This window comes from Nonomuraea sp. NPDC049624, assembly GCF_040675255.1.
GTDB lineage: Bacteria > Actinomycetota > Actinomycetes > Streptosporangiales > Streptosporangiaceae > Nonomuraea.
Genome location: NZ_JBFAOR010000014.1, coordinates 40893 through 67485, shown reverse-complemented (window position 1 = coordinate 67485; position 26593 = coordinate 40893). Strand labels below are relative to the sequence as shown.

At 72.2% G+C, this 26593-nt stretch carries 20 protein-coding genes; 8 read left to right on the top strand and 12 right to left on the bottom strand.

Translation table 11 applies throughout. The features are described from left to right. Positions 1-8: 8 nt before the first annotated feature. A complete protein-coding gene (locus tag AB0J76_RS42005; RefSeq protein WP_352323986.1) occupies positions 9-887 on the bottom strand; it encodes a helix-turn-helix transcriptional regulator in 879 nt (292 codons plus the stop codon). A gap of 190 nt (positions 888-1077) precedes the next feature. On the opposite strand from AB0J76_RS42005, the gene AB0J76_RS42000 reads away from it, so the two are divergent. Further along, positions 1078-1836: an SDR family NAD(P)-dependent oxidoreductase gene (locus AB0J76_RS42000; RefSeq protein ID WP_352323985.1), complete on the top strand. Its 759-nt coding sequence runs from the start codon at positions 1078-1080 to the stop codon at positions 1834-1836. 58 nt (positions 1837-1894) lie between these two features. Here the strand turns inward: AB0J76_RS42000 and AB0J76_RS41995 are convergent, their stop codons facing one another. The 6 genes from AB0J76_RS41995 to AB0J76_RS41970 are packed head-to-tail and all read right to left on the bottom strand — an operon-like array spanning position 1895 to position 10234. After that, positions 1895-3112 (bottom strand): alpha-L-fucosidase, encoded by a 1218-nt coding sequence (locus AB0J76_RS41995; RefSeq protein ID WP_352323984.1) that lies wholly within the window; start codon positions 3110-3112, stop codon positions 1895-1897. Beyond that, the gene (locus tag AB0J76_RS41990) at positions 3109-5316 is read right to left on the bottom strand and encodes a right-handed parallel beta-helix repeat-containing protein (RefSeq protein WP_352323982.1); all 2208 of its coding nucleotides are present in this window, start codon (positions 5314-5316) and stop codon (positions 3109-3111) included. Before AB0J76_RS41990 ends, AB0J76_RS41995 begins: the two co-directional genes overlap by 4 nt. Beyond that, positions 5313-6683, bottom strand: coding sequence for a M1 family metallopeptidase (locus tag AB0J76_RS41985; protein ID WP_352323981.1), 1371 nt, complete (start codon positions 6681-6683; stop codon positions 5313-5315). Before AB0J76_RS41985 ends, AB0J76_RS41990 begins: the two co-directional genes overlap by 4 nt. Before the next feature lie 2 nt (positions 6684-6685). Continuing rightward, on the bottom strand, positions 6686-8353 hold the full coding sequence (locus AB0J76_RS41980) for an extracellular solute-binding protein (protein ID WP_352323980.1): 1668 nt from the start codon (positions 8351-8353) through the stop codon (positions 6686-6688). A gap of 26 nt (positions 8354-8379) precedes the next feature. After that, positions 8380-9267, bottom strand: coding sequence for a carbohydrate ABC transporter permease (locus tag AB0J76_RS41975; RefSeq protein ID WP_352323979.1), 888 nt, complete (start codon positions 9265-9267; stop codon positions 8380-8382). Then, positions 9254-10234, bottom strand: coding sequence for an ABC transporter permease subunit (locus AB0J76_RS41970; protein ID WP_352323978.1), 981 nt, complete (start codon positions 10232-10234; stop codon positions 9254-9256). Before AB0J76_RS41970 ends, AB0J76_RS41975 begins: the two co-directional genes overlap by 14 nt. 189 nt (positions 10235-10423) lie before the next feature. Between AB0J76_RS41970 and AB0J76_RS41965 the strand changes: the two genes are divergently transcribed. The 7 genes from AB0J76_RS41965 (at position 10424) to AB0J76_RS41935 (ending at position 20879) form a co-directional block, all read left to right on the top strand. Continuing rightward, positions 10424-11443 carry a hydroxyacid dehydrogenase gene (locus tag AB0J76_RS41965; protein WP_352323977.1) on the top strand — a complete coding sequence of 340 codons (1020 nt, stop codon included), beginning with the start codon at positions 10424-10426 and terminating at the stop codon, positions 11441-11443. Further along, positions 11440-12519, top strand: coding sequence for a LacI family DNA-binding transcriptional regulator (locus AB0J76_RS41960; protein ID WP_352323976.1), 1080 nt, complete (start codon positions 11440-11442; stop codon positions 12517-12519). The genes AB0J76_RS41965 and AB0J76_RS41960 overlap by 4 nt, the downstream gene beginning before the upstream one ends. Positions 12520-12631: 112 nt before the next feature. Continuing rightward, complete coding sequence (locus tag AB0J76_RS41955) at positions 12632-13951, top strand: M60 family metallopeptidase (RefSeq protein WP_364393012.1); 1320 nt, start codon at positions 12632-12634, stop codon at positions 13949-13951. Between the two features lie 240 nt (positions 13952-14191). Beyond that, positions 14192-15547, top strand: coding sequence for a M60 family metallopeptidase (locus tag AB0J76_RS41950; protein WP_364393009.1), 1356 nt, complete (start codon positions 14192-14194; stop codon positions 15545-15547). After that, positions 15544-17901, top strand: coding sequence for a polysaccharide lyase 8 family protein (locus AB0J76_RS41945; protein ID WP_352326480.1), 2358 nt, complete (start codon positions 15544-15546; stop codon positions 17899-17901). The genes AB0J76_RS41950 and AB0J76_RS41945 overlap by 4 nt, the downstream gene beginning before the upstream one ends. Before the next feature lie 3 nt (positions 17902-17904). Further along, a complete protein-coding gene (locus AB0J76_RS41940; RefSeq protein WP_352326478.1) occupies positions 17905-19788 on the top strand; it encodes a DUF2264 domain-containing protein in 1884 nt (627 codons plus the stop codon). After that, on the top strand, positions 19785-20879 hold the full coding sequence (locus AB0J76_RS41935) for a right-handed parallel beta-helix repeat-containing protein (protein WP_352326477.1): 1095 nt from the start codon (positions 19785-19787) through the stop codon (positions 20877-20879). The genes AB0J76_RS41940 and AB0J76_RS41935 overlap by 4 nt, the downstream gene beginning before the upstream one ends. Before the next feature lie 107 nt (positions 20880-20986). Here the strand turns inward: AB0J76_RS41935 and AB0J76_RS41930 are convergent, their stop codons facing one another. The 5 genes from AB0J76_RS41930 to AB0J76_RS41910 form a co-directional block, all read right to left on the bottom strand. Further along, positions 20987-22132 (bottom strand): serine hydrolase domain-containing protein, encoded by a 1146-nt coding sequence (locus AB0J76_RS41930; RefSeq protein WP_352326475.1) that lies wholly within the window; start codon positions 22130-22132, stop codon positions 20987-20989. Between the two features lie 179 nt (positions 22133-22311). Further along, on the bottom strand, positions 22312-24120 hold the full coding sequence (locus AB0J76_RS41925) for an ABC transporter ATP-binding protein (RefSeq protein ID WP_352326474.1): 1809 nt from the start codon (positions 24118-24120) through the stop codon (positions 22312-22314). Beyond that, positions 24117-24992, bottom strand: coding sequence for an ABC transporter permease (locus AB0J76_RS41920; protein ID WP_352326472.1), 876 nt, complete (start codon positions 24990-24992; stop codon positions 24117-24119). The genes AB0J76_RS41925 and AB0J76_RS41920 overlap by 4 nt, the downstream gene beginning before the upstream one ends. Further along, complete coding sequence (locus AB0J76_RS41915) at positions 24989-25936, bottom strand: ABC transporter permease (RefSeq protein WP_352326471.1); 948 nt, start codon at positions 25934-25936, stop codon at positions 24989-24991. Before AB0J76_RS41915 ends, AB0J76_RS41920 begins: the two co-directional genes overlap by 4 nt. Beyond that, positions 25933-26565 carry a TetR family transcriptional regulator gene (locus AB0J76_RS41910; RefSeq protein ID WP_352326470.1) on the bottom strand — a complete coding sequence of 211 codons (633 nt, stop codon included), beginning with the start codon at positions 26563-26565 and terminating at the stop codon, positions 25933-25935. The genes AB0J76_RS41915 and AB0J76_RS41910 overlap by 4 nt, the downstream gene beginning before the upstream one ends. Positions 26566-26593 lie beyond the last annotated feature (28 nt).

Sequence of the window (26593 nt, the reverse complement as noted above, 5' to 3'; positions counted from 1 at the left end):
CAGGTGCGTCACGGGTCATCATGGAGCCGACCGGGGCGGACTGCCTCCGCGTGCTCCGGGTGCTCCCGGTGGGCGGTGTGCGACAGGGCGGCGAGGAGCCTCAGTCTCTCGTCGCTGTCGCTGTCCTTGTCGGGGTAGTAGAGGACGAGGATGACGTCGTCCACGGGGAGTTTGTCGCGGTGCAGCCGTAGTTCACCGACGACGGGGTGGTCGACGACGGCGGTCCCTCCGTCGAGGGCGCGGACGTCGTGCCGGGCCCACAGGGTGCGGAACGTCTGACTGGACAGTGCGAGTTCTCCGACGAGGTCGATGAACCGGGGATCGTCGGTGTCGTCTCCGACGCTGGTGCGCAGGGTCGCGACGAAGCCGGCGGCGGCTTTCTCCCAGTCCCGGTGGAAGGCCTGCTCCTCGGGGTCGAGGAAGAAGGAGCGCAGCCGGTTCTGGCCGGGCCTCAACCGCGGGGAGAGCGCGACGGCCATCGGATTGGAGGCCAGGACGTCGAAGGCGCGTCCTTCGACGAACGCCGGGATCTGGAGATGGGCGAGGAGCTCGTGCACCCGTGCCGGCACGTGCTCGGGTCGCCTGCGGCGGCGCGTTCTCGGGCGGGGCGCGGCGAGGCCGAGCAGATACGCACGCTCGACGTCGTCGAGTCGCAGGACGCGCGCGAGCGATTCGAGGACCTGGGGCGAGGGGTTCTTGTCGCGGCCCCGCTCCAGGCGCAGGTAGTAGTCGGCGCTGATCCCGGCGAGCAGGGCGACCTCCTCCCGGCGCAGTCCGGGGACGCGGCGGTTGCCCCCGGACGGGAGGCCGGCCTGCTCCGGGGTCACCAGCTCACGGCGTGCGCGAAGGTAGCTGCCGAGCCGATTATCGGATTTATCGCCCTTCATACCGACACCGTAATGCGGTGCGTGCGTCCCAGAGGGGGTCCTGTCAGGACCAGGGAAGACGGGGGCGCTGCCAGGCCCGCAGGAGGACGTCCACACTCGAGACGTCACCGCCGCGCCCGGTGACGCCGTCCGTCATCGAAGGCGCCGCAGGCCCGAACGCCGCGGCGCACCCCACCGAAGGGAAGACCTCGTGGACCTCTCCAACCGCACCGTTCTCATCGTGGGCGGAACCTCGGGCATCGGGCGGGAGCTGGCCCGGCGGTTCGCCGCGGCGGGCAGCACCGTGGCCGTCGGAGGCCGCAGCGCCGAGTCGCTCCAGGAACTCGCCGGCGAAGGTCTGGGTGCGTTCGCCGTCGACGTCACCGACGACGCCTCCGTCGCACGCGCCCGCGACGCCGTACTCGCCCGCTACCCCGAGCTGGACACCGTGGTGACCATGTCGGGCGTCATGCTCCTGGAAGATCTGCGCGACCCCGCCCACTTCGAGGCCGCGCGGACGACGATCGACACCAACCTGCTCGGCACCATCCGGGTCATCGACGCCTTCACCCCGCACCTGGTGCGGCGCGGCGCCGGCACGTTCGTCACCGTCACCTCCGGGATCGCCTTCCTGCCGTTCCCGCCCATGCCCACCTACGCCGCCTCGAAGGCCGCGGTGCACGCCTACTCCGAGGCGCTTCGGGCGCAGCTCGACGGCACCGGCGTCGGCGTCGTCGAACTCGTCCCCCCGGCCGTCGCCACGGCGGGCCAGGAGAAGGTGAACCCGCACGCACTGCCGCTCGACGACTTCGCCGAGGAGGTCACGCGGTTGCTCTCCCAGGACCCGACCCCTGACGAGATCCTGGTCGAGCGGGTCCTCATGCACCGCTGGGCCGAGCGCGACGGCACCTACGACGAGCTCGTCGCGCAGCGCTCCCAGGCCCTGGCCATGTTCTCCCGATCCTCGTGACAGCGTCCCGGCCAGGCGTCGTCGCCCGGCTCCTGCCGCACGCGCCCGTGGACGCATGTCACCCGGGCCGCAGGAACAGCTCGACGACCGGGATCGTCACGTCGGGGCGGGTGATCGGCAGCCGCAGGGTCAGGGTGTCCTCCGGCAGGCCGCGCAGGTAGTGGTGGAACGGCTCCTTCGGGTCGATCTCGACGAACGGCACCTCCGAGGCGTCGTGCAGGAACTGGGCGTAGGCCACCCGGCCGCCGAGGCCGGGCAGGTGCACGTGCTGCATCGGCCACGACAGCAGGTGCAGGTAGAGCCGGTCGCCGCGCCGGGTGTAGCGGCAGTCGGGCGGGGCCTCGAACTCCGCGGGCCCCGCCCCGTGGATGGAGCGGGCGTGCAGGCGCATCCATGCGCCGATCCCGCGCAGCCGTTCCAGGGCCCGCGGCTCGAACTCGCCCCGGGCGTTCGGGCCGACGTTCAGCAGCATGTTGCCGCCCTTGGACACGGTGTCGACCAGCATCTTGACCAGCAGTTCGACCGGCTTCCAGTCCTGGTTGTCGCGGTGGTAGCCCCAGCTGCCGTTGAGCGTCTGGCACGCCTCCCACGGCCGGTGGCCGGGCACGCCGCCGGGCGGCATGACCTGCTCGGGCGTGGTGAAGTCGCCGCCGCCGAGCCCGAGCCGGTTGTTGACGAGGATGCCCGGCTGCAGCTCGCGGACCATCCGCTCCAGCTCGGCCGAACGCCACTCGTCGGGGCCCTTGGCGCCGAACCCGCGCCCGGCGTAGGAGAAGTCGAACCACATCGTGTCGATGCGGCCGTAGCGGGTCAGCAGCTCGCGGACCTGGCCGTGCAGGTAGTCGGCGTATTTCGTGATGTCGCGTTCGCCGAGGTCCTCCTCCCGGCGGGGGTGGTAGAGGTCGTTGGGGAAGTCGGGGTGGTGCCAGTCGAGCAGGGAGTAGTACAGGCCGGTGCGCAGGCCGCGCTCCCTGAAGGCGTCGAGCATGGGGGCGAGCAGGTCGCGCCGGGCCTTGAAATCGGTCAGCGCGGAGTCCCACAGGCAGAAGCCGTCGTGGTGCTTGCTCGTGACGACCAGGTACTTCATCCCGGCGTTGACGGCCTCGTCGGCCCAGGCGGCCGGGTCGTAGAGGTCGGGGTCGAAGTGGTCGAAGTAGCGGCGGTAGCGCTCGTCGTCCATCTTCTCGTAGGACTGCACCCACTCGTGGCGGGCGGCCGCCGCGTAGATGCCCCAGTGGACGAACAGGCCGAACCGGGCCTGCGTGAACCAGCTCATGGGTGCACCATCACGGCCGACAGACCGATCCTGCCGGTGCCGGTCCGCTGGATCCGCACGTACCGGCCCTCGGCGTCCACCGCGACCACGGACGGGCGCAGCGCCCGGCCCGGCAGCGGCACCCGCGTGGCCTGCGCGAAGTCGGGGGTGGCCGAGACCAGCAGCTCGGCGTCGGCCGTGGTCATGGACGCGTCGTTCCAGATCTCCACGGTGCCGATCCGGTGCTGGCCGCCCAGGTCGACCTGCCACCAGGAGCCGGGCGCGGACGTCGTCCTGGTGTCGGTCACCGTGGAGCCGTCGAGAGCGTTCGCGGCCGCCGCGGCGCCCTCGGTGGCGGACTGGGTCGCGGTGCCCGTCCTGGCCAGGTCGGGTTCGAGCTGCTCGACCGGGCCGGGGCGCGCGCCCGCCGCCGCGGCGACGGCGAGCGCCGCGTCGGGCAGCCGTTCCAGGGCGGTGTGGTTGTCCGCCTGCCGCGAGCCGCGGCCGGACAGCTCCGGCGCGGTGGTGTCGGTCCAGTTGCCGGTGGCGAGGTTGTCGATGCCGTACCCGGCCCAGTTGGAGATCCACTTGTAGCCGACGCGGGTGATCACGTTGCCTTCGACCGTGATGTGGGAGCTCTGCTCGTCGAGGTAGACGCCGTTGCCGTCGCGCTCGGTGTTGCCGTACGCCGACCGGTTGAGGTAGTTGCCGGAGATCACCGTGCCGGGCTGCGGGCCCTGGGTGTAGATCGCGCCGCCGTCGTGCTGGTCCTCGGCGACCATCATGGCGTCCACGATCCTGTTGCCGGTGATCCGGTTGTCGCGCATGTCCGGGTTCTGGGCCACCGGCTGGTTCCAGCCCCACCCGACCGACACGCCCGAGTACGGCAGCTTCTCCAGCGTGTTGTGGTCCACGCGCAACCCGGACTCGTAGCCCGCCCAGACGCCCACCGCGTCGGTGAACTCGCGGCCGGTCCAGGTGATGGTGTTGCGGGCCACCGTGTTGCGCTCGCCGCGCAGCTCGGCCGGAGGGTTGGGCTCGGTGTCGCCGACGTAGACCGCGCCCGACGACAGGTCGGTGAACGTCGAGCCGGTGACCGTCGAGTCCTTGGCGCCGCCCTCCAGGATCACGCCGGCGCCGCCGAGGTGCGCGAACGCGGCTGCGTCGACGGTCACGTCCCGGCCGCCGCGCACGACGAGTGCCGCGGCCGGCTTGGTGTAGAAGCGGCCGGCGTGGTCCTCGGGGCCGGTCGCGCCGGTCAGGGTGAGGCCGCCCTGCGTGCCCGCGTACCCCTCGTCGGTGTCCGGCTGCAGGTAGGCGGCGTGCTCGAAGCCCAGCCCGGCGATCCTGACCCGGCTCGCGCCCTCCAGGCGCAGCAGCGTCTCGGTGGCGGGCGCGATCACGTCGTCCAGCCGCTCGCCCGGCCGGGGCAGGTAGGAGACGGTACGGGCGGTCCGGTCGAAGACGAACTCGCCCGGCTCGTCGAGCAGCTCGGCGGCGTTCTCGAAGAAGGACACCTTGGAGTACCGGGAGGAGTCGACCGTCGTCGAGTCCCACGCGGGCCCGGTGCGGCCGGTGCCGCTCGCGGAGTTCGTCCAGCACGGCTGGACGAAGGTGATCACGTCGCCGTCCACGCGGTCGATGCGGCAGCGGTAGTTCCGCCACCTGACCTTGATGACCGCCTCGGCGTTCGCCGGGTGGGCCCAGCCCGCGACCCCGCTCTTCACCGCGCCGGTCATGCCCGTCTTGGTCGCGTCGCAGGTCGAGGCCGGGCACGACCCGCCGCGGGCGCGGATCGCGCGTACGCCGCCGACGAAGAGCTGCCGCGGCGAGAGGCCCTCGGGAACGGGCGCGACCTGAAGGCGTCCCTCCTGCCGCCACCCGGTGATCGGCACGCCGCCGGACAGCACCGGACGGGCGCCGGGGGCGGCGGTCCAGGTCACCGTGTGCCCCTCGGGGCCGGAGTCGCGCCGGTCCAGGACGAGCGGCGCGGCCATCCGGTAGACGCCGCCGGCCAGGCGGACCTCGACGTCGCGGTCCATGCCGCCGGCCAGGGCCGCGCGGACCTTGTCCCGCGCGGTCTCCAGGGAGCACGGGTTGACCTGGTTGCAGGCCGCGGACCGGCCGTCCGGGGCGACGTGGAAGACCTTCGGGGCCGGGCCGGTCGCGGAGGGCGTCGCGGGGGTCAGGGAGAGGGCCAGGGCGAGGGCGATCGCGGCGTTCACATTCCCTCCAGCGGGGGGTTCTGAGGTCCGTAGAGCCAGGCGCGCAGGAATCCGTCCAGGGCGGGACGGTGGGCGGTGGCGGCGGCGTGGGCGATGAAGTCCTCGGTGGAGGCGTTGCCGTCCTTGTTGCGCTGCACCCACCGGCGCATGATCCGGTCGAACGTCTCCTCGCCGACCTCGGTGCGCAGGGCGTACAGGACGAGGGCGCCGCCGTCGTAGATGTTGTAGCCGCCCAGGCCCTTCGGCCTGCCGGGCGGGCCGTCCTTGGCGCGCACCTCGTCGAGCTTGGCGTACACGCCGCGCATCCTGTCGGCCAGCGGCTGGCCGCCGTGCTCCTGCGCCCACACGGCCGCGTAGTAGACGGCCGGGCCCTCGTTCAGCCAGGCGTCCTGCCAGGTGGCCGGGGTCACCGAGTCGCCGAACCACTGGTGGACGAGCTCGTGCACCATCGTGTTGGAGTACGCGGGCCGGTCGAACCACCCGGTGCCGAACAGCGACAGCGTCTGGTTCTCCAGCGCGTCGGTGTACCCCGGGTAGATGTGCACCCCGTACGTGGAGAACGGGAACCGGCCGAACCTGGCCTCCGCCCAGGCGATCTGGGCGCCGGTCTCGGCGGCGATCGGCGCGTACCTGGCCTCCTGGCCCTGCGGGACGACGTGCCGCAGCGGCAGCGCGTGCGGGCCGGTGCCGTACACGTACGTGCCCTTGACCACGGCGAGGCCGATCAGCTCCGAGGCCATCGGCTCGCGCTCCTCGAACGTCCAGGTGCCGCCGTCGCGGCCGGTCAGGACGCCGTTGGCGGTGGCGACGTACCCCTCGGGGGCGGTGACGCGGAAGGTCCAGGTGGCCTTGTCCGACGGGTGGTCGTTGACCGGGAAGAACGTGTCGGCCCTGCTGGACTGCGCGGCGGCGGCGAACCCGCCGTCGGGGCCGAAGCGCCAGCCGGTCAGGCCCGCGCGCGGCGCCTTGCCGTTGCCGTGGAAGCGCACCTCGGCCTCGAACGGGACGTGCTCGCGCAGCGGCTCGGCGGGCGTGACGGTCAGCTCCTGGCCGCTCTGCCCGGCGGACAGCGCCCAGGCGGCGGGCCGGCCGTCGACCGTGACGGCGTCGATCACGTGCCCGTCGGTGTCGAGGTTGAAGGACGACAGGGCCTGGGTGGCCTTCGCGGTGAACCGTACGACGCCGGAGAAGTCGTAGGTGACCGGGGTGAAGTCGAAGGAGACGTCGTAGTGGCGCACGTCGTAGCCGCCGTTGCCGAGCGTCGGGAAGAGCGGGTCGCCGAGGCCGGGCGAGCCCGGGGACGGGGGTACGGCGGCGGCGGTGCCGAGCAGCGCGGCCGCGACGAGAGCGAGGACGGTCCGCTTCATGGTCAGCCCGCCTTCGGAGACTGCTCGATCGCTTCCTGGAACTCGGCGCGCGCCTGGTCGCCGCCCTGCGCCCGCCAGTCCTTGACCAGCTTGTCCAGGTCGCTCAGCGGCGCTCGCCCGGCCACGATGGAGGTCACGCGGTCGGTGCGCATGGTGTACAGCGACTCGTACTTGTTCTCGTTGGCGGGGGAGTACAACCCGACCGTCGGGTCCTCCACGCCCACGGCGATCATCTTGCCGATCGCGTCGTGCATGATCTTCACGGCCTCCTTCGAGGAGGAGTCGAACAGCGCCTGCGTCGGCGCGGCGACGAACTTCCACGGCACGGCGGTGTCCCGCCCGCCCTGCTCGGTCAGCACCGGCGCGCCCTTGGCGTCGCGCGTGTGGTCGGTGCCCTCCAGGCCGTAGTTGAGCAGCGTGTACTCCTCGCTGCCGAACGGCGAGGCGAAGAAGTCGGCCACCCGCAGCAGCTCCTTGGCCCGCTGCTCGTCGCTCTTCTTCAGCATGGTGATCGAGACGACGATGTTGTTGAGGAACGCCTTGGCCTTCGGGCCGACCGGCGTGAGCGGCCGCGGATCGGCCGCCGGGTCGATCTTCTTGGACGTCTGCAGGTAGCCGGTGGGCCCGAGGTAGGCGGGCAGGCCGTCGTAGACCATCGCGGCGTGGCCGGAGTTGAACTCGTTCTTGCGCTTGAGGCCGTCGAAGCCCTCCGAGCCGGGGTAGACGACGCCCGCCTCGCGGAGCCTGCGGACGTACTCGACGGCCGCCCTGTACTCCTCGGTCTCGATGGCGTGGACCAGCTTGCCGTTCTCCAGCCGCCAGGCGTTGGGGGCGCCGAACAGCTGCGAGAAGATCGACAGGCCGTACACGCCGCCGACCATGGTGAGCACGCCCCACTGGTTGTCCTTGGGCCTGGTCACCTCCTTGAGCAGCTCGAACAGGCGGTCCATGTCGGAGATCTGCGACAGGTCGGTGACGCCCGCCTTCGCGAACATGTCGGCCCGGTAGAAGCCGAGGCCGCCGACCATGTTGCGCGGGATGGGGATGCCGTACAGCTTGCCGCCGACGATGCCCTGCTTCCAGAACACCTGCGGGATCGCCGCCAGGTTCGGGTACTGCTTGACGGCGTCCCCGCCGAGCAGCGCCGTCAGGTCGGTGCACTGGCTGGCCGCGAACGCGGGCAGGTTGTTCACCCCCTGCGACTGGATGTAGGTGAACATGTCGGGCAACGTGCCGCCCGCGACCATCGTGTTGAACTTCGTCGGCCAGTCGTCGGAGGAGACCGCCTGCACGTCGGCCGTCCCGCCGAGCCGCTTCTCCACCTCCTGCCACGCCGGGTTCTGCGCGCGGCCGGGCGGCGGCGGCAGGAACGTCTGCACCGCGATCTTCACGGTCCCGCCCGACATGGGCGGCTTGGCGACGGCCCTGAACAGCTTGTCCGGATAGGTGAAGTAGCCCTCGGGAACGCCCGTGGGGCTGCCCGGCAGGTCGGGGGTGAGCGTGCCGGCGAGCGGCGTGTACGTCGGCAGCTTGATGGTCAGCCCCTGGGCCTTGGCGGCGGGCGCGGCGGACCCGCCGCCGCAGGCCGCCAGGGCGGAGGAGGCGACGACACCCGCCGCCGTGGCGGCGCCGAGCCGCAGGAATCCTCGGCGCGAGACGCTTTCTCTCATGGGATCTTCCTTGGGGGGTTGGGGGGTCAGCCTTTGACGGCGCCGGTGAGCACGCCCTTGGTGAAGTAGCGCTGCAGGAAGGGGTAGACGAGCAGGATCGGCACGATCGCCACCACGAGCACGGCCATCTGGACCGCCTGCACGGGCGCCGGCGCCTCGGCGGCCGTCACGGTCTCCATCGAACGGCCCTGCAGGACGAACGTGCGCAGGATCAGCGGGAGCGGGAACTTGTCGGAGTCGTCGAGGTAGAGCAGGGCGTTGAAGAAGGCGTTCCAGTAGCCGACGGCGTAGAACAGCGAGATCACCGCGAGCACCGCCTTCGACAGCGGCAGCACGATCCTGACCAGGATGCCGAAGTCGCCCGCGCCGTCGATGCGGGCGCTCTCCAGCAGCTCGCGCGGCAGCCCCATGAAGAACGAGCGCAGCACGACCAGGTTGAACGCGCTCACCAGGCTCGGCAGGATCAGCGCGCCGAACGAGTCGATCAGGCCGACCTGCTTGACCAGCAGGAAGTTGGCGATTAGGCCCGGGTTGAAGAGCATGGTCAGCAGGGCCACCATCAGGATCCAGCGCGAGCCGGTCACCTCGCGGCGGCTCAGCCCGTACGCCATGCCGATGGTGGCGAGCATGCTGGCGAGCGTGCCGGCGGCCGTCACCAGCACGCTGACCAGCAGCGCCCGCGTCACCACCCCGCCGCTGAAGATCGTCGAGTACGCCGCCAGGCTCGGCGCGGACGGGACCAGCACGAACCCGCCCGCCCGCGCGATGTCGGACTCGGCCGACAGGCTGGTGCCGATGACGCCGACGAAGGGGTAGGCCACCAGCAGGACGACCGTCGTGAGGATCGCGCCCTTGAGGATCAGGCCGGGCGTGGAGGGCCGCTCCATCCAGGCCGGCCGGCTACTTGTCGCCACCGCGGTACACCCCCTCGTGGCCGAACAGGTGGGCCACCTTGTTCGCGCCGAGCACCATCGCGGTGCCGACGACGGTCTTGACCAGGCCGACCGCGGCCGCGGGCCCCCACTGGCCGTCCTTGACGCCGTTGAAGTAGACGAACGTGTCCAGCACCTCGCCCGCCTCGGGGCCGACGTTGTCGCGCTGGAGCAGGATCTGCTCGAAGCCGACGGACAGGATGCTGCCGAGGTTGAGTATCAGCAGCAGGACGATGATCGGCGTGATGCCGGGCAGCGTGACGTGCCACAGGCGGCGCCAGCGGCCCGCGCCGTCCATGGCGGCGGCCTCGTACAGGTCCTGGTTGATGGCGAGCAGGGCGGCGAGGAAGATGATCGTCGCCCAGCCGGCGTCCTTCCAGATCACCTGCAACGTCACCAGCAGCGGGAAGACGTCGGGGTCGGTCATCATGTCGTAGCGCGGCAGGCCGGCGCTCTGCAGGAAGTTCGGCAGCGCGCCCGCGCCGCCGAGGATCTGCTGGAACACCGAGACGATGATCACCCAGCCGATGAAGTGCGGCAGGTAGACCACGCTCTGCACGAACCTGCGCACCCTGTCGCTGACCACGCTGTTGAGCAGCAGGGCGAGGGCGATCGGCGCGGGGAAGAAGAGCGCGAGCTGGGTGAGGGTGATCTTCAGGGTGTTGCCGAGGGCGTTCCAGACGCCGGGGTCGCCGAAGACGGCGGCGAAGTTCCGCAGCCCCACCCAGGCGCTGTCGATGAAGCCGATGTAGGGCTGGTAGTCCTTGAACGCGACCACGTAGCCGAACAGCGGCCCGTAGTGGAAGACCAGGAAATAGATCAGCCCGGGCAGCGTCAGCAGGAGCATCACCCGGTCGCGCCGGAGGCGCCGCCACAGCGAGAGCCTGCGCGGCCTCTCGCCGGACGACGACGCTGTCCCGGCACGGGGGGCGTCGAGGGTAGCGGTCATGCGCTGGGTCCTTCCGGTTGGCGAGGAAGCTAGTAAGCGCTTTCATGCTTCGTCAAGACCCTGGCCGGAAGTCGTCCCTTTCTGAGTCGGGCTTCTTGACCTTTACGCAGGTGACGCCCTAGCGTGCCGCAGCAGTGCGTAGAACGCGCTTACTATCGGGAGATGGACGTGGGCAGACAAGAGGCGCCGGTGAGATCTCCGCACACCCGGCCGAGACCGCGCGCCGTGCTGGCGATGGCGCCCGGGGTGCGCGAGGAGGTGTTCGGGCCCCCGGCCCTGCGCCGCCTCGGCGAGCTGACCGAGCTCCACGACCAGGTGCTGCACGAGGTCGGATCGCCGGACGCCCTGCGCGCGCTGGCCGCGGCGGAGGTCCTGGTGACCGGCTGGGGCTGCCCGAAGATCGACGCCGGGCTGCTCGAACACGCCCCCGGCCTGCGTCTCGTCGCGCACGCGGCCGGCACGGTCAAGACCTTCCTCGACCCGGCCGTCCTCGAACGCGGCGTCCGGGTCTGCAGCGCGGCCGACGCCAACGCGGTGCCCGTCGCCGAGTTCACCTTCGCCGCCATCGTCTTCGGCGCCAAGCGGGCCTTCACCCTGGCCCGCCGCTACCGCGAGCGCGGCACCCGGCGCGACTTCTCCGGCCTGCCCTGGCTCGGCGCCCGCGGCATCACGGTCGGCCTGGTCGGGCTGTCCAGGATCGGCCGGCGCGTCATGGAACTGCTCGGCGGCCTCGACGCGGACGTGCTGGTCTACGACCCGTACGCCGACCCCGCCGGGATCGCCGAGCTCGGCGGCACGGCCGTCGACCTCGACACCCTGGTCAGGCGGTCGCACGTGGTCAGCCTGCACGCCCCCGAGACCCGCGAGACCCGCCGCATGCTCGACGCCAGGCGGCTGTCGATGCTCCGCGACGGCGCCGTCGTCGTCAACACCGCCCGCGGCGGCCTGGTCGACACGGACGCGCTGGTCAAGGAGGTACGCAGCGGCCGGCTCGACGCGATACTTGACGTCAGCGACCCCGAGCCGCTCCCGCCCGGCCATCCGCTGTTCGACCTGCCCAACGCGTTCGTGACCCCCCATCTGGCGGGCGCGCAGGGCAACGAGCTCGGCAGGCTGGCCGAGTCGACGCTCGGGGAGATCGCCCGTTACGCCGCCGGGCTGCCGCTGCTGCACGAGATCGATCGCGGCGAGCTCGACCGAATGGCATGATCGACAGCGAGGAGGTGCCGGTGACCGAGCCGAGCCTGGCGACGATGGCCGACGTGGCGAAGCACGCGGGCGTCTCCAGCGCGACCGTGTCCCGGGTGATCAACGGCAACTACCCGGTCTCGGCCGTCACGCGCCAGCGGGTCGAGCGGGCCATCGCCGAGCTGGGCTACGTCGCCAACGCCCACGCCCGTGCCCTGGCCGGAGCCACCAACAGGACCGTCGGGATCATCATCAACGACGTGATCGACCCCTTCTACGCCTACATCGCCCGGGGCGTCGAGCGCGAGGCCACCAGGCACGGCCGCCTGTGCATGGTCTGCTGCACCCACGGCAGCCACGAGAAGGAGCTCGCGCTCATCGACCTGCTGCACGAGCAGCGGGCCGACGCCGTCATCCTGGTCGGCGGCGCCTACGAGGACCGCGCCTACGCCGCCCAGGTCGCCCGCCGGGCCCGCGCGCTGCACGCCAGCGGCTCCACGCTGGTGCTGTGCGGCCGGCCGTCGCTCGGCGACGACGTGCCGACCCGGGTCGTCGAGTACGACAACGAGGGCGGCGCCTTCGCGATCACCGACCACCTCATCACGCAGGGGCACCGGAAGATCGTCTTCCTGGGCGGGCCGCCGAGCCTGTCCACGACCGTCGCGCGGCTCGCCGGGCACCGCCGCGCGCTCGCCTTCCGCGGCCTGCCCTACGACAAGGGCCTGATCCACCTCGGGCAGCTCAACCGCAGGTTCGGCTATGACCGGATCCGCGCGCTGCTGGCCGACAAGCTCGACTTCACGGCGCTGTTCTGCGCCAACGACACGGTCGCGGCGGGCGCGATGCAGGGGCTGGAGCTTGCGGGCGTGCCGGTGCCGGAGGCGGTCTCGGTGGTGGGCTACGACGACGTGCCGATCGCGCAGGAGCTGCGGCCGCAGCTGACGACCGTGCGCATCCCGCTGGAGGAGCTGGGCCGCCAGGCCGTCCGCCTCGGCCTCGACGTCGGGGACGACGACGACTACCTCTCGCCCGTGCAGACGATGGCCAAGGTCGGCACGAGCATCGTGGTCAGGGCCTCGGTCGCGCCACTGTCGTAGGAAGCGCTTACTGATCATGGCTCCGGATTGCCGCGTGGAGCAGGGATAGAAAGCCGTAGAAAGATCTAGTAAGCCCTTGACCAGTATAGTAAGCGCTTACACAATCCCTGCCATGACCCCCCTCACACGCAGAACCTTCCTCGGCGCCTCCCTCGGCGCGGCCGGCGCGGTGACGGGCGCGGCCCTGCTCGGCTCCCGCCCGGCCCTGGCCCGCACGGCCGGCCAGGAGGCGCGGCACACCGTGACGCTCAGGGCCAGGCCCGCGGCCGAGGGCGAACGCCTCCGGCTCCAGCAGGCGCTCAGGACCACCGAGTTCCACCCCACCCGCGTCCACCTGCCCGCCGGCACCCCGATGGCCGTCGAGGTGACCGCCCCCGACGGGGTGCTGCCCACCCTGTACGTCGGCGCGCCCGACACCCACGCCGACGTCGCGTACAAGAACCCGCGCGCCTACCCGCTCACCGAGGGCGTCACCACCGTGACCGACCCCGGCGGCGGGCTCGTCTACCTGGCGCTGACCGGCGACGGGCAGCGCGCCAGGGTCAAGTTCCTGTCGGGCGGGGTGCGCGTGCCGACGTTCACGCTGGGGGAGAGCACCGAGGCCGGGTTCCAGGCCCAGCTCGACACGCTGACCGCCGCCCCGCAGGCCGAGCTGGTCTCCCCGCACGCCATCGTCACGATCAGCCGCGACGGCCTGCTCGCCTGGCGCGACCAGGACCACGGGGAACTGCTCCGGCTCCTGGAGACGATCATCGCCTCGCACGCCGCGATCTCCGGCCTGTCCGCCGCCGAACGTTCCCCGCTGCCCTTCCACCTCGTCGAGGCCCCGCGCATGCCCACGGGCGCGGGCGCGTACGCCACCCACGGCTGGACCGCCTACCCCCGCACCTACCTCGACCGGCTCATCGCCGTGGACGGGCTGCGCACCCGGGGCTGGGGCGTCTACCACGAGCTCGGGCACCAGCACCAGCAGATGGCCTACAAGCCGGAGGACCTGACCGAGGTGACGGTCAACGTCTACGCGCTGGCCGCGCAGCGCACGCTGGCGCAGCCGTCCAACCTCACCAAGCCGGACGCCAGGACGGGGCTCACGCCGTACCAGAGCGCGCTGGCCAAGCTGCCCGCGGCCGACTTCAGGAAGCTGGGGGCCTACGAGAAGCTCGTGCCGTTCCGGCAGCTCGAACTGGCCTTCGGCGAGGACTTCCACCCGCGCCTGCACCGGCTGGTCCGCGCGGAACGTCCGGCCTCGGACTACACCGAGTCCGCCAAGCGGTGGGGCTACCTCGCGATCTACACCTCGCGGATCGCGGGGGCCGACCTGTCGGGCTTCTGGACCCGCTGGGGCGCGCCGCTGACCGCCGAGTACCTGGCCCGGGTCGCCGCCCTCGGCCTCCCGGCCCCCGCCGCCGACCCCTCGACGCTCACCGACTAGGAGCCCCCCATGCCCCCTGCCCGCCCCACCCCCACACCCCCTGACGGGACCTCTGCCCGTCCTGCCTCGCTCGACGGGACCTCCGCCCGTCCTGCTCCGGCGCCGCTTGACCGGGCCTGCGCCGGTCCCGTCCCCGCGTCCCTCGACGGGATGCCCGCCCGCCTCGCCCCGGCGGCCCCCGATGAAGGGCTTTCTCGCAGGGGGGTGGTCGTGGGGCTGGCCGCAGCGGGGGGTGCGGCGTTGTTGGGCGCCCCCCGGGGCGCGGCCGCCGAGGCGCGGCGGGGCGCGGTGCCCGGGGCGCGCAGGGCCGTGGTGCTGCGGGGGCGGCCGGCGGCGGAGGCGGAGCGGCTGCGCATGCAGACCGTCTACCGGACGACCGAGTTCGTGCCGACCGGCCTGTACCTGCCGCCCGGACGCCCCCTCACCCTGGAGGTGCGCGCCCCCGACGGCCCCCTGCCCACCCTGCACGTCGGCGCCCCCGACACCAACCCCGACACCGCCTACCGGTATCCGCGCGCCCACCCGCTCACCGAGGGCGTCAACACGGTCACCGACGCGGGCGGCGGCATGGTGTACCTGTCGTTCACCGGTGACCGCAGGGCCAACGCGGTCGTGCGGTTCGGGCCGGAGGGCGTCCCGGCGCCGACGTACGTGCTGGCTCCGAGCAGCGGCTGCGGCGATCCCGCGCTGGCGACGCGGGAAACGTGGAAGGGCCGCCCGGCCTTCGCCGCGCCCGTGTTCGCGCCCGAGGGCACCACGGAGGCCGACTTCCAGGCGCAGGTGGACGCGTTCACCCAGGCGCCCTTCGTCGAGCTGGTCTCGCCGCAGATGATCGTGACCGTCCGGCGCGAGACCTTCCTCCAGGTGCGCGACCAGGACCACGCCCAGCTCATGACGCTGCTGGAGCAGGTCGAGGACGTCGAGGCGGCGATCTCCGGCCTGGACGGCTCCGCCCCGCCGCACGCCCCGACCCCGCTCGGCCGGCACCTGGTCAACGTCCGCCCCGAGTACGGCCCCAAGTCCACCGCGTACGCCACCCACGCCTACACCGCCTACTACGACGCGTACGCCACGACCCGCCTGCTCCTGCCCGACAAGGTGCGGACCACCGGCTGGGGCGTCTACCACGAGCTCGGGCACCAGCACCAGCAGATGGCCTGGCGGCCGAGCGAGCTGACCGAGGTCACGGTCAACATCTACAGCCTGGCCGTGCAGCGGCACTTCGGCATGCCGTCCAACCTGGTGACCAGCAACGCCTACGAGACGGCGCTGGCCAAGCTGCCGGTCGCCGACTACGCCGGGCTGGGGGCGTTCGAGAAGCTGGTGCCGTTCCGGCAGCTCGAACTCGGGTTCGGCGACGACTTCCACCCCCGGGTGCACCGGCTGGTCAGGGAGGAGGCGCCGCCGTCGTCCTCGGGGGACTCGGCGCGGCGCTTCACGCTGATGGCGCTGTACTTCAGCCGCGCCGCCGGACGCGACCTCACCGGGTTCCTGCGCGCGTGGGCGTTCCCGATCCCGGACAGCGGGTACGCCGAACTGGCCGCGCTCGGCCTGCCCGCGCCGGACGCCGACCTGACCCGGCTGAGCGAGCGATGACCAGCCGCCGCGCCTTCCTCGGCGCCGTCGCCGCCGCGCCCCTGCTCGCCGCGACCCCGGCCCGGGCCGGAACCATCCGCCGCACAGCGGCCCCGGGGGCGGACGCACCGGCGGGCCCCGCCGACTTCGCCGGGCTCCGGGCCAGGGCGGCCGAGCTGATCACGGGCGGCGACCTCGACCCCCGCGACCCGGCCTTCGCCGCGCCGCTGGCCCGCCTGGACGCGACCGCCGCGGCGTACCGGGCGTCGATGAACCTGGCTCCCGGACGTACACACCTGTGGCCGGACCTGCCGCTGACCGGCGTGTCGGGCGACATCGCGACCAGCCACCAGCGCCTGCGCGCGCTCGCCACCGCCTGGGCGAGCCGCGGCTCGGCCCTGTACGCCGACGAGACCCTGGCCGCGCAGATCATCGGCGGCCTCGACCTCCTCTACGAGCGCGCCTACAACGAGGGCAAGCGCGAGACCGGCAACTGGTGGCACTGGGAGATCGGCGCCCCGCGCGCGCTGATGGACACCTGCGTGCTCATGCACGACGCCGTCGACGCGGGACGGCGGGCCGCCTGGATCCGCGCCGTGGACCGCTTCTGCCCGAACCCCGACCGCCGGACGAACCTCACGAACTTCGCCGAGACCGGCGCGAACCGCGCCGACAAGGCGCTCATCGTCGCCCTGCGCGGCATCGTCGGCGAGAGCGCGGACAAGATCGCGCTCGCCCGCGACGGCCTGTCCGACCGGCGGGACGCCGGCAAGCACACCCTGTTCGGCTACGTCACCTCCGGCGACGGCTACTACGCCGACGGCTCGTTCGTCCAGCACGACGTCGTGGCCTACACCGGCTCGTACGGCGTCGTCCTGCTCCAGTCGGTGAGCGCGATCCTCGGCCTGCTCGGCGGGAGCGCCTGGCAGGTGGACGACCCGGCGGTACGGGTCGTGCTGGACGCCGTGGAGCGCACGTACGCGCCGTGGATCCACGACGGGCTGATGATGGACAGCGTGCGCGGCCGGGCGGTGTCGCGGCAGTTCAACCAGGACCACGACGCGGGCCGCGACACCGTGGACGCAATCCTGCGCCTGGCGGCCGGCGCGGGGGAGCCGTACGCGGCGCGGTTCCGCGAGCTGGCCAAGGGGTGGATCGCGCGCGGCCGGTTCCTGGCGGGCGCGGACGTCGCGGCCACCGCGCGGGCCGTCGCCGTGCTCGCCGACGACGCGGTCGCCCCCGCGCCCCGGCCGAGCGGCCACCACGTGTTCGCCGACATGGACCGCGTCGTGCACCGCCGCCCCGGCTGGTCGTACGCGATCAGCCTGTCGTCCAGGCGGATCGCCATGTACGAGTGCGGCAACGGCGAGAACTACCGGGCCTGGTACCAGGGCGACGGCGCGACGTACCTCTACCTCGACGCCGGCCACTACAGCGACGGCTACTGGCCCACGGTCGACTCCCACCGGCTCGCCGGGACCACCGTCGACACCCGCCCGCGCGACCCGGCCGTCTCCTCCGGCGGCACCGGCACGTTCCGCCCGAAGAACGCCTGGGCGGGCGGCGCCACCGCGGACGGGTTCGGCGTCGCCGCGCTCGACCTGACCGCCGCGGGGACCACGCTCACCGCCCGCAAGACCTGGGTGTGCCTCGACGACGCCGTCGTCTGCCTCGGCGCCGGGATCACCAGCGCCGACGGCCGCGTGATCGAGACGGTCGTGGAGAACCGGCGCACCTCCGCCCCGCTCACCACCGGCGACGGCTGGGCGCACCTCGAAGGCGTCGCCGGGTACGTCTTCCCGGCCGGCCACCGGCCGCGCTCGCTCACCGAGCGCCGTGCCGACACCTGGCGGTCGATCAACGACGGCGCGAGCACGCAGGGCACGGACGCCACCGTGACCTGCGACTACACCACCCTGTGGCTCGACCACGGGATCAGCCCGTCCGGCGCGGACTACGCCTGGATCATGCTCCCGGGCGCCACGCCCGACCGGACGCGCGACTTCGACCGCGCCGAGATCCTGGCCAACACCGCGACCGTCCAGGCGGTGCGCGCGCACGGACGCTCGGCGGGCGGCGGCGAGCTGTTCGCGGCCACGTTCTGGGCGGCGGGGGAGGCGGGCGGGGTGTCGGCCTCGGCTCCCTGCGCGGTCCTGGTCCGGCGGGCGGCGGGACGGCTGACCGTGGCCGTGTCCGACCCCGGGCGTACCGTGGCGGCCGTGACGCTCGTGCTTTCCCATCCCGCGCACGCCCTGGTCAGGGCCGACGGCACCGTCTCGGTCACGACGGGCGAGCGGCCCTCCGTCACCGTCGATCTGGCCGGCTCCCGCGGCCGGTCCCACACCGCCGTGCTCGCCGTCGGCAGGAAAGGCTGAACGTTGATCCCTCCGTACCTGTCGCTGCCGCCGACCGACCGCGTGCTCTCCTCGCGCACCGGCTGGACCCGCGCGCACTGGGAGGCCCTGGCCGACCGGCTGCTCGGGGCGGTGACGCCGTACGCCTCGCCCGGTTTCGCGCAGCTCCGGCTCCCGGGCCGGGCGAGCTGGTCGGGCGTGGCGCTCGACGGGCTGGAGGGGTTCGCGCGCACGTTCCTGCTCGCCGCGTTCCGCCTGGCGGGCGCGGCGGGCGACGTCCCCGGCCTCGCCGAACGGTACGCCAGGGGCCTGGCGGCGGGCACCGACCCCGGCAGCGGCGAGGCGTGGCCCGAGCTGACCGACTGCTCGCAGCAGATGGTGGAGGCCGCCTCGATCGCGGTCGCGCTGCACGAGACCCGGCCGTGGTTGTGGGACCGGCTCGACGACGGCGTACGGGACCGGGTCGCCCACTGGCTCGGCGGCTTCGTCGGCAAGCGCACCTGGGACAACAACTGGATGTTGTTCCAGACGGTGACGGAGGAGTTCCTGAAGTCGGTGGGCGGGCCGTACGAGCAGCGGGAGATCGACCGCGGCCTGGAACGCATCGAGGACTGGTACGCCGGCGACGGCTGGTACACCGACGGCGGCTCGCGCAACTTCGACTACTACTGCGGCTGGGCGCTGCACCTGTACCCGCTGCTGTGGACGCGCATGTCGGGCGACGCGGAGCGGGCCGGCGTCTACACGAGCCGCCTGCACGAATTCCTCACGACATATCAGCATTTCTTCGGTGCGGACGGCGCGCCCGTCCATCACGGCCGCTCGCTCGCCTACCGCTTCGCCGCCCTCGCACCCGTCTGGCTGGGCGCGCTCACCGGCGCCACCCCGCTCGCGCCGGGCCAGACCAGGAAGCTCGCCTCCTCCGTGGTGCGCCACTTCGCCGAGCGCGGCGTGCCGGGCCCCGACGGGCTGCTCTCCCTCGGCTGGTACGAGCCGTTCCTGCCGGTGACGCAGGCGTACTCGGGGCCCGCGTCGCCGTACTGGGCGTCGAAGGGGTTCCTCGGGCTGCTGCTGCCGCCGGACCACCCGGTGTGGACCGAGCGCGAGCAGCCGCTGCCCATCGACGAGCACGACGTCGTCGCGGCCGTCCCCGCCGCCGGGCTGCTCCTGCACGGCACCCGGCACGACGGGATCGTCCGCCTGGTCAACCACGGCAGCGACCACGGCGCGCCGCCCGACGACCCGCACTACGCCAAGCTCGCCTACTCCACCCGCACCGCCCCCGAGGCGGCCGAGCACGCCTGGGCCCGCGACCTCGACAACCACCTCGCGCTGGTCGCGCCCGACGGCACCCCCTCGCGCCGTACCGCGATCACTCCGCTGACGTGCGCGGACGCCACTGCCTCCTCCTCCCATCGGACCGCAGGCGGCGCACTCGTCACCAGCACCTCGGTCGTCCGCGGCCCCTGGGAGCTCCGCGTCCACGAGATCGCCGGCAGCGAGGGCGGCGGCGAGGGCGGCGGCGAGGGCGGTGTGCGTGAAGGCGGGTTCGCCGTGGCCGGGGACGTGCCGCCGACCGTGGCGACCGGGCGCGGATGGGCGATGGCGCGCCGCGCGGACGGCCTCACCTCCGCGATCGTCGCCCTGCACGGCTGGCGGCGGGCGAGCGTCGCGCGCGAGGTGGAGTCCAACGCGTTCGGCCCACACTCGGCTGTCCCGTGCCTGCACGCCGACAAGCCCGGCCTGCACGTCTCGCTGGTCGTGCTCTCCGGCGACGCCGTGCACCCGGCCGCCCTCCGCGACGCGATCACCGTGGACGTCTCCGCCCGCGAGGTCGTCATCGGCTTCCCCGACGGCACGTCCACGACCTTGACACGGTCTCCCGGCCCGGACCACAGTGCTTCATGATCGGAAGACGGACCTTTCTCAGCGGCGCGGCGGCCCTGGTCGCCGGCAAGGCGTTCACCTCGTTACCCAGCTACGTCAGCGGCTCGGAGATCCAGAAGCTCCTCGACGCCGCCCGCGACGGCAAGGGCGCCAAGGACGCCGCCGGCCGGTACGTCGCCGAGGTCCCCAAGGCCACGTACCTGCTGACCGAGCCCCTCGTCGTGTACCGCAACACCCACCTGGACGCCACGGCCGCGCGGATCGTGTCCCGCTTCCCCGCCGAAGGCGTGAAGCACACGATGGTCCTGAACGCGGTCGGCGCGGCCACCGGAGGCTACGCCGGAGCGAGGAACATCGCGATCACCGGCGGGAGCTGGGACCCGGTCTGGGACTTCGTCCAGCGCGGCGCGCTCGACGAGGCCCCGGCGATGAACGGCATCACCGCCGTGCACGCCTCCGACGTCCTCATCCAGAACGTCACCATGTGGAACGTCAAGTGGTGGCACGGCATCGAGCTCAACGCCGTACGGCGCGGCACGGTCAGCGGCTGCGCGCTCAAGGGCTGGATCCGCGACCCCGGCCAGGGGTTGTGGCACGGCGAGGCGGTGCAGCTCGACCTGCCCGCCGGGGACAACACGTGGGGCGGCGCGAGCGACCTGACGCCGTGCACCGACATCCTGCTCACCGGCAACACCTGCGACATCTCGGGCTCGCAGGCGGGCTGGGGGCAGTTCACCGGCTCCCACACCTCCGACCCCGCCCACCCGCACACGAACATCCGCATCCAGAACAACCTCGTACGCAACACCCGCTACGACGGCATCGCCACCGTCAACGCCCAGAACGTCCGCATCACCGACAACCAGGTGGAGAACTGCGAGGGCGGGATCTACGTGAAGTCGGTCGCGGGCGCGCCGCTGCGCACGGTCGAGATCACCGGCAACCAGGTGACCGGCACCGGCGCCCGCGACGCCGTCGGCATCCGCGCCGACGCGGCGCCCGTCACCGACGTCCTGGTCACCGGCAACACCGCGCCCTGCGAGAAGGTCCACTACTACGGCGCCGTCACCCCGAGACCGGGCACCACGCTCGACTGCGCCCCCACCTCCTGACCGGCCGACAGCACGGGCGACCCACGGGACGCGGGCCGCCCGCGTCCGCGTGGGCGATGTGGCCACCACGATCGCAAACCCAGCGCGAGCCGTGCCCTCTTCGTGCGTCAGGAGGTTGCGGACGCGTAGGCCTTCGCCAGGTCCGTCCAGATCGTCCTGGCGGCTCCCCTGCCTTCCTGGTTGGTCACGACCATGAGGGTGACCCCTCTCGCCAGGTCGGTGCCGCCCAGGGAGGTGAAACCGCCGTACAGCCCCGAGTGCCCCTGCCAGCTACGTCCGGAGACGCTGGTCGCCAGGGTGCCCATCCCGTAGGGCTCGCCGGCCTGGACCGACTGGGGCGTCACCTTGATCATCTGCGTGACTGTGGCAGGCAGCAGGAGCCGTTTCCTGGCATACAGCGCGTCGAGCAGCTTGGCGGCGCCGAGCGCGGTCCCGGCGAACATCCCGTCGCCGAACGGCATGCCGTACACGTCGGTGGGGATGCCGGTGGCCCCGTAGCGGGTGAAGTAGTCGATGGTCTTGCCGTTGCCGACCGTGTACCCGTGGGCGAAACGCAGGAACGCGCTGTCGGATCGCTCAGCGGTCAACTCGGTGCTGGTCGCCCCCGTCCGCTGGACGAACGCGCGGATGCCGCTCGCCAGTGCGGCGTCGCCGCCGGACACCCTGCTGAGCAGGTGGGCGATGATGACGAATCCGGTGTTGGAGTACTCCCACTTCGTGCCCGGCGCCACTGGCGCGTGGATCCCCGGTGCCAGCATGGACCAGGTGTAGGGCCGGTTCGGGTCGTAGCGGTCGCCGGGCGGGAACAGGCCGACGGTCTCGGGGGCGCCGTAGATGTCCGGGTAGCCCGCCGTGTGCTGGAGCAGCATGCGCAGGGTGACCGTGGTGGAGCCGGGGACGTCGTTGCCGAGGTACGTCGAGATCGGGCTGTCCAGGGACAGCGTGCCGGTTTCGACCAGGTGCAGAGCGTAGGTGGCCAGCACCAGCTTGCTGAAGCTGGCGTAGGCGAACATCGTCGAGCTGGTGACGGGCGTTGTCGGGCTGTTGATCGCCTTGCCGGAGACGGCCGACCAGACAGGGGCGCCGTTGCGCAGCAGGACTGCCTGGACGCCGGGGTTGCCGACCTTCGAGGAGGCTCTGGCGAACGCGGTGTCCAGTGCGGCCGAAACCGGGTCGGCGATCTTGGGCTTCGCCCCGGCGGCCGGGGCGGAGGCCACCAGGAGGCTGAGGGCCAGGACGAGTGCTCGTATCATTGCACGCCCTTCTCTGGGGGATACGCGTCATTGTGGAGGCGGGTTTCCCGGCTGCTGTTGGCCGGAGCGCCAAGGTTTCTGCCAGGCGGATGACGTGAGAGACAAGGAGCGGAGGCGAGGCGTGGTCCACGCGCCACCGTGCCGACGGGCGCACCGAGGCGTGACGTGGAGACCGCTGCTCAGGCGCTCGCGTTCGTAGGACGGCGCGTCGGCTTCCAACCGGGCGTGGGGACGCTGCCGCGCAGGGCTCGGGTGTACGGATGTCGGGGGCTGTCCAGCACGTCACCTGTGAGCCCGCTCTCGACGATGCGGCCCTGCCGCATGACGACGCAGGTCTCGGTGAGCTGCCGGACGACGGCCAGGTCATGGCTGATGAGGAGGTAGCTGACCCCGGTGGCCTGCCGGATGTCGTCGAGCAGGTTGAGGATCTGCGCCTGAATCGACACGTCCAGCGCCGAGACGGACTCGTCGAGGATCAGCACCTTGGGCTCCACCGCCAGCGCTCGGGCGATGGAGATCCGCTGTCGCTGTCCCCCGGACAGCCGGCGGGGGAACGCCTGCTGTTGCCGCTCGTCGATCCCCACCATGTCGGCGAGTTCGCGGATCCTGGCCGCGCGTGCGCGCCGATCCAGTTCGGGCCGGTGGAGGCGCAGCACCTCGTCGAGGCACGCCTGCGCGGATCGGCGCGGGTCGAGCGTGGAGTAGGGGTCCTGGAACACGATCTGCAGTTCCCGAGCGCGATCCCGGCGTTCGCGGAGCCGCGCAGCGGGTGAGGAGCGGTCGCGGCCGCAGACCGTGATCGTCCCGGCGGTGGGCGTGGTCAGCCCGACCAGCATCCGGGCCACCGTCGTCTTCCCTGATCCGGACTCGCCGACGATCCCGAGCGAACCGCCGGAGGCGAGTGAGAAGGAGACGTCGTCGACGGCTCGGTGGCCGGGGAAGTCCTTCGACAGTCCGGTGACCCGGAGCACGGTTTCGCCGGAGGCGGCCGGTCGTTCCCGGGCGCCGACGCTCGGTACGGTCGTGAGCGTGATCTCGGCGCGTCTCAGGCATCGCGCGGGTGTCGCGGAAGTCATGTCAAGCGCCGGATGCTCCTGGGTGCACCGGTCGATCGCGAAGTCACACCGGTCGGAGAAGGCACAACCTGGCGGAGCCTCGAAAGCCGCCAGCGGTCGTCCCGGTACGGTCCGCAAGCGGGGTAGCGCGCGCCCGAGGTCGGGGCGAGCGCCCAGCAGACCGGCGGAGTAGGGGTGCTGCGGCGCGGTCAGCAGCCGATCGCTGGCGCCGACCTCGACGATCTCGCCGGCGTACATCACCGCGACGCGATCGCTGATGGCGGCTGCGAGTTCGAGGTCGTGGGTGATGAACAACATCGCCATGCCGCGATCCCGGCGCAGGTCGTCCAGGAGCGCCGTCACCTCGGACTGGGTCGACACGTCCAGCGCCGTGGTCGGCTCGTCGGCGAGCACGAGCTGGGGATCCCCGGCGAGCGCCACGGCGATCATGATGCGTTGCAGCATCCCGCCCGAGAGCTCGTGCGGATACTGGCGCAGTCGTCTTCGGCCGTCGGAGATGCCGACCTCGTCGAGGAGCTTGACCATCTTGGACTCGGCGGCGGCACGGCGGAACCCGCCGGTGGTGGTCAGGCCCTCCACCAGGAAGTCCCCGACGGTCCGCACGGGGTTCATGTGGACGCGCGGATCCTGGTGGATCATCGCGATCTTCGTGGCGCGGTAGCGGCGCAGGGCCGCCTCGTCCAGGCGGAGCACGTCCTGGCCGTCGACCGTGATGGTGCCCGACACCGTCGCCCGGCGCGGGAGCAGCCGGGCGATCGACCGGGCGGTCATCGACTTGCCGGAGCCGGACTCGCCGACGAGGGCCACCGTCTCGCCCGCGGCCACCTCGATGCCGAGGTCGCGCAGGACGAGGCGCCGCCGTCCACCGACGGTGAGACTGACGTTCAGGTCGCGGATCGTCAACAGAGTCATGCGGCCAACTCCTCGGCTCGGCGCAGCAGACGATTTCCCACCAGGGAGAAGGAACAGATCGCGGCGATCAGGCAGACCCCGGACGCGATCGACTCGGCGGGATATCCGGCCAGGACGCCGGCCTGTCCCGTCGACACCATGACCCCCCAGTCGGCCGAGGGCGGCTGCACGCCGAGCCCGAGGTAGGACAGCCCGGCCAGGTCGACCGTCGCCCAGGCCAGGGTGAGCGCGGCCTGGCCCATGACCATCGGCAGGACGTTGGGGACGACATGCCGCGAGCAGATCGCCATCCCGGAGAATCCCTGCGCGGTGAGCGCGTCGACGTAGTCCTTGCCGATCTCGGCCAGTGCGGCTGATCGCACGACGCGGGCGACGTAGGGCACGTAGGCCAGCGCCAGGGCGATCACCAGGGCGAGCGGGCCGGTTCCGAGCACGGCGGCGGCGAGGACGGCGAGCAGCAGCCCGGGGAAGGACATGGCGGCGTCCAGGACGCCGGCCAGCACAGTGTCCACCCACCCGCCCCGCCAGGCCGCGACCACCGCCACGGCCATTCCCAGCGTGGTGGCGAGGACGACGATGGACAGCGGGCCGAGGAAGCTGGATCGGGCGCCGACGAGGAGCCGGGAGACGATGTCGCGGCCCTGTCCGTCGTACCCGAGCCAGTGACCTGCGTCCGGCCCCCAGTACGCCTGCGACAGTTCGACCGCGTCGGGGTCGTGCGGGGCGAGCAGCGGCCCGAAGAGCGCCAGGACGGCGAACAGGACGACGCCCGCGAGGGCGAGGTGGCCGGGCAGGTCCAGCCCGGCGATGCGCGGAAGACGCCGCCGCATGCCCGACCTGTCCGGGTGGGTGAGCTGATCGAGCAAGGTCATGACGGACTCCACTGGGAGCGGACGCGTGGGTCGAGGAACGCCGCGAGCAGGTCGACGAGCAGGTTGGTGAGCGCGAACATCACCAGCAGGACCATCGCGATGGCCTGCGCGACGGGGAAGTCCTTCTGCGTCACCGAGCTGATCAGCAGCCCGCCGAGGCCGTTGAGCTGGAAGGCCGTCTCGACGATGGCGGAGCCGACGACCATGCCGGCCAGGGACAGCCCGGCCGCGGTCACGATCGGAACCAGGGAGTTGCGAAGGACGTGCCTGCGGAACACGTGCCGGCGTGGCAGGCCGCGGCCGAACGCCGTCTCGACGTGCTCCCGTCCCATCTCCTCGCGGATGGACGTCTGGACGACCGAGCCGACCACGGGCCACCAGCCGACCGACAGCGCGACGGCGGGCAGCGCGAGATGATGGAGGCGATCACCCCATCCCGTGCCCTGGCCGAAGACGGGGAACCAGCCGAACCCCACGGCGAACACCGAGATCAGGACGGTCGCGGCGACGAACGCCGGGGTGGCGATGCTGACGCTCATCAGGGCCGAGACGCCGTCGTCGACCAGCCGGGACCGGCGTTTGGCCAGTCCGCCGAGCAGCAACCCCGCCGCCACCACGATGAGGAAGGTCATCAGCACCAGCAGCGCCGTCGTCGGAGCGGCGGTGCGCAGCAGTTCCGAGACCGGCGCGTGCTGCTGAACGGACTCGCCGAGGTCGCCGCTGAGCAGTCCGCGAAGCCAGGAGACGTAGCGCTCGGCGAAGGGCTGGTCGAGGTGGTATTGCTCGGCCAGGGCGGCGCGCTGCGCCGGTGTGGACGGCCGGTTGCCCAGGAGGAAGTCGATGGGGTCGCCGGGCGCCAGCAGGATGCTGGCGAACACGGCCATGCTCGCCGCGAAGAGGGTGGCCACGAAGATGCCGATGCGCGACAGGACGAATCTGGTCATGAGCCGGCCGGTCGCCGATCGGATTCACGCATCCTGAGTCCGTCGAACAGGTGGGTCAGGCCCGCCCGCGTCGCGCTCTCCAGGTAGTGAGCGTTCGGCGATATGACGGCGGACAGGAACAGGCCGTCGAGGGTGGACGACAGGAACTGGGTCAGGTCGGGATCCGGCTCGCCGCCCAGCGCCCGGACCGTGGCGTCGCACAGCGCGAACCCGCTCGCCTCCCATGCTTCGAAGGCGCTTCGGTCGAAGTGTTGTCCTGCCAGTTCGAGGGTCAGCGCGAGGGTGGCGGTCGTGGCCACCTTCCGTTCGCCCGCACGGCTCATGACCTCGGCGACGAACAGTTCCACCAGTGCGGCCGGGTCGTCGCCGGTCTCCTCCACCTGGGCGCGCAGCCGTGCGAACGCCGCGGCCTCCTGGGTGGCGACATCGGCCAAGGCGCCCGCGATCAGCGCGTCGGTGCTGGAGAAGTAGTAGGTGATCAGCCCGGGTGCCGCTGCTGCCTGCCTGGCCACGCTGCGATGGGTGACGGCACGGACTCCCGCGTCCGCGATCACCTGCAAAGTCGCGTCGAGGATGCGGCGACGGGTCTGCTCCCCCTTGGGGTGCGAGTGGGTCGGCATGGCGGACATTCAACCCAAAGTTGTACTTGTGTTCAAG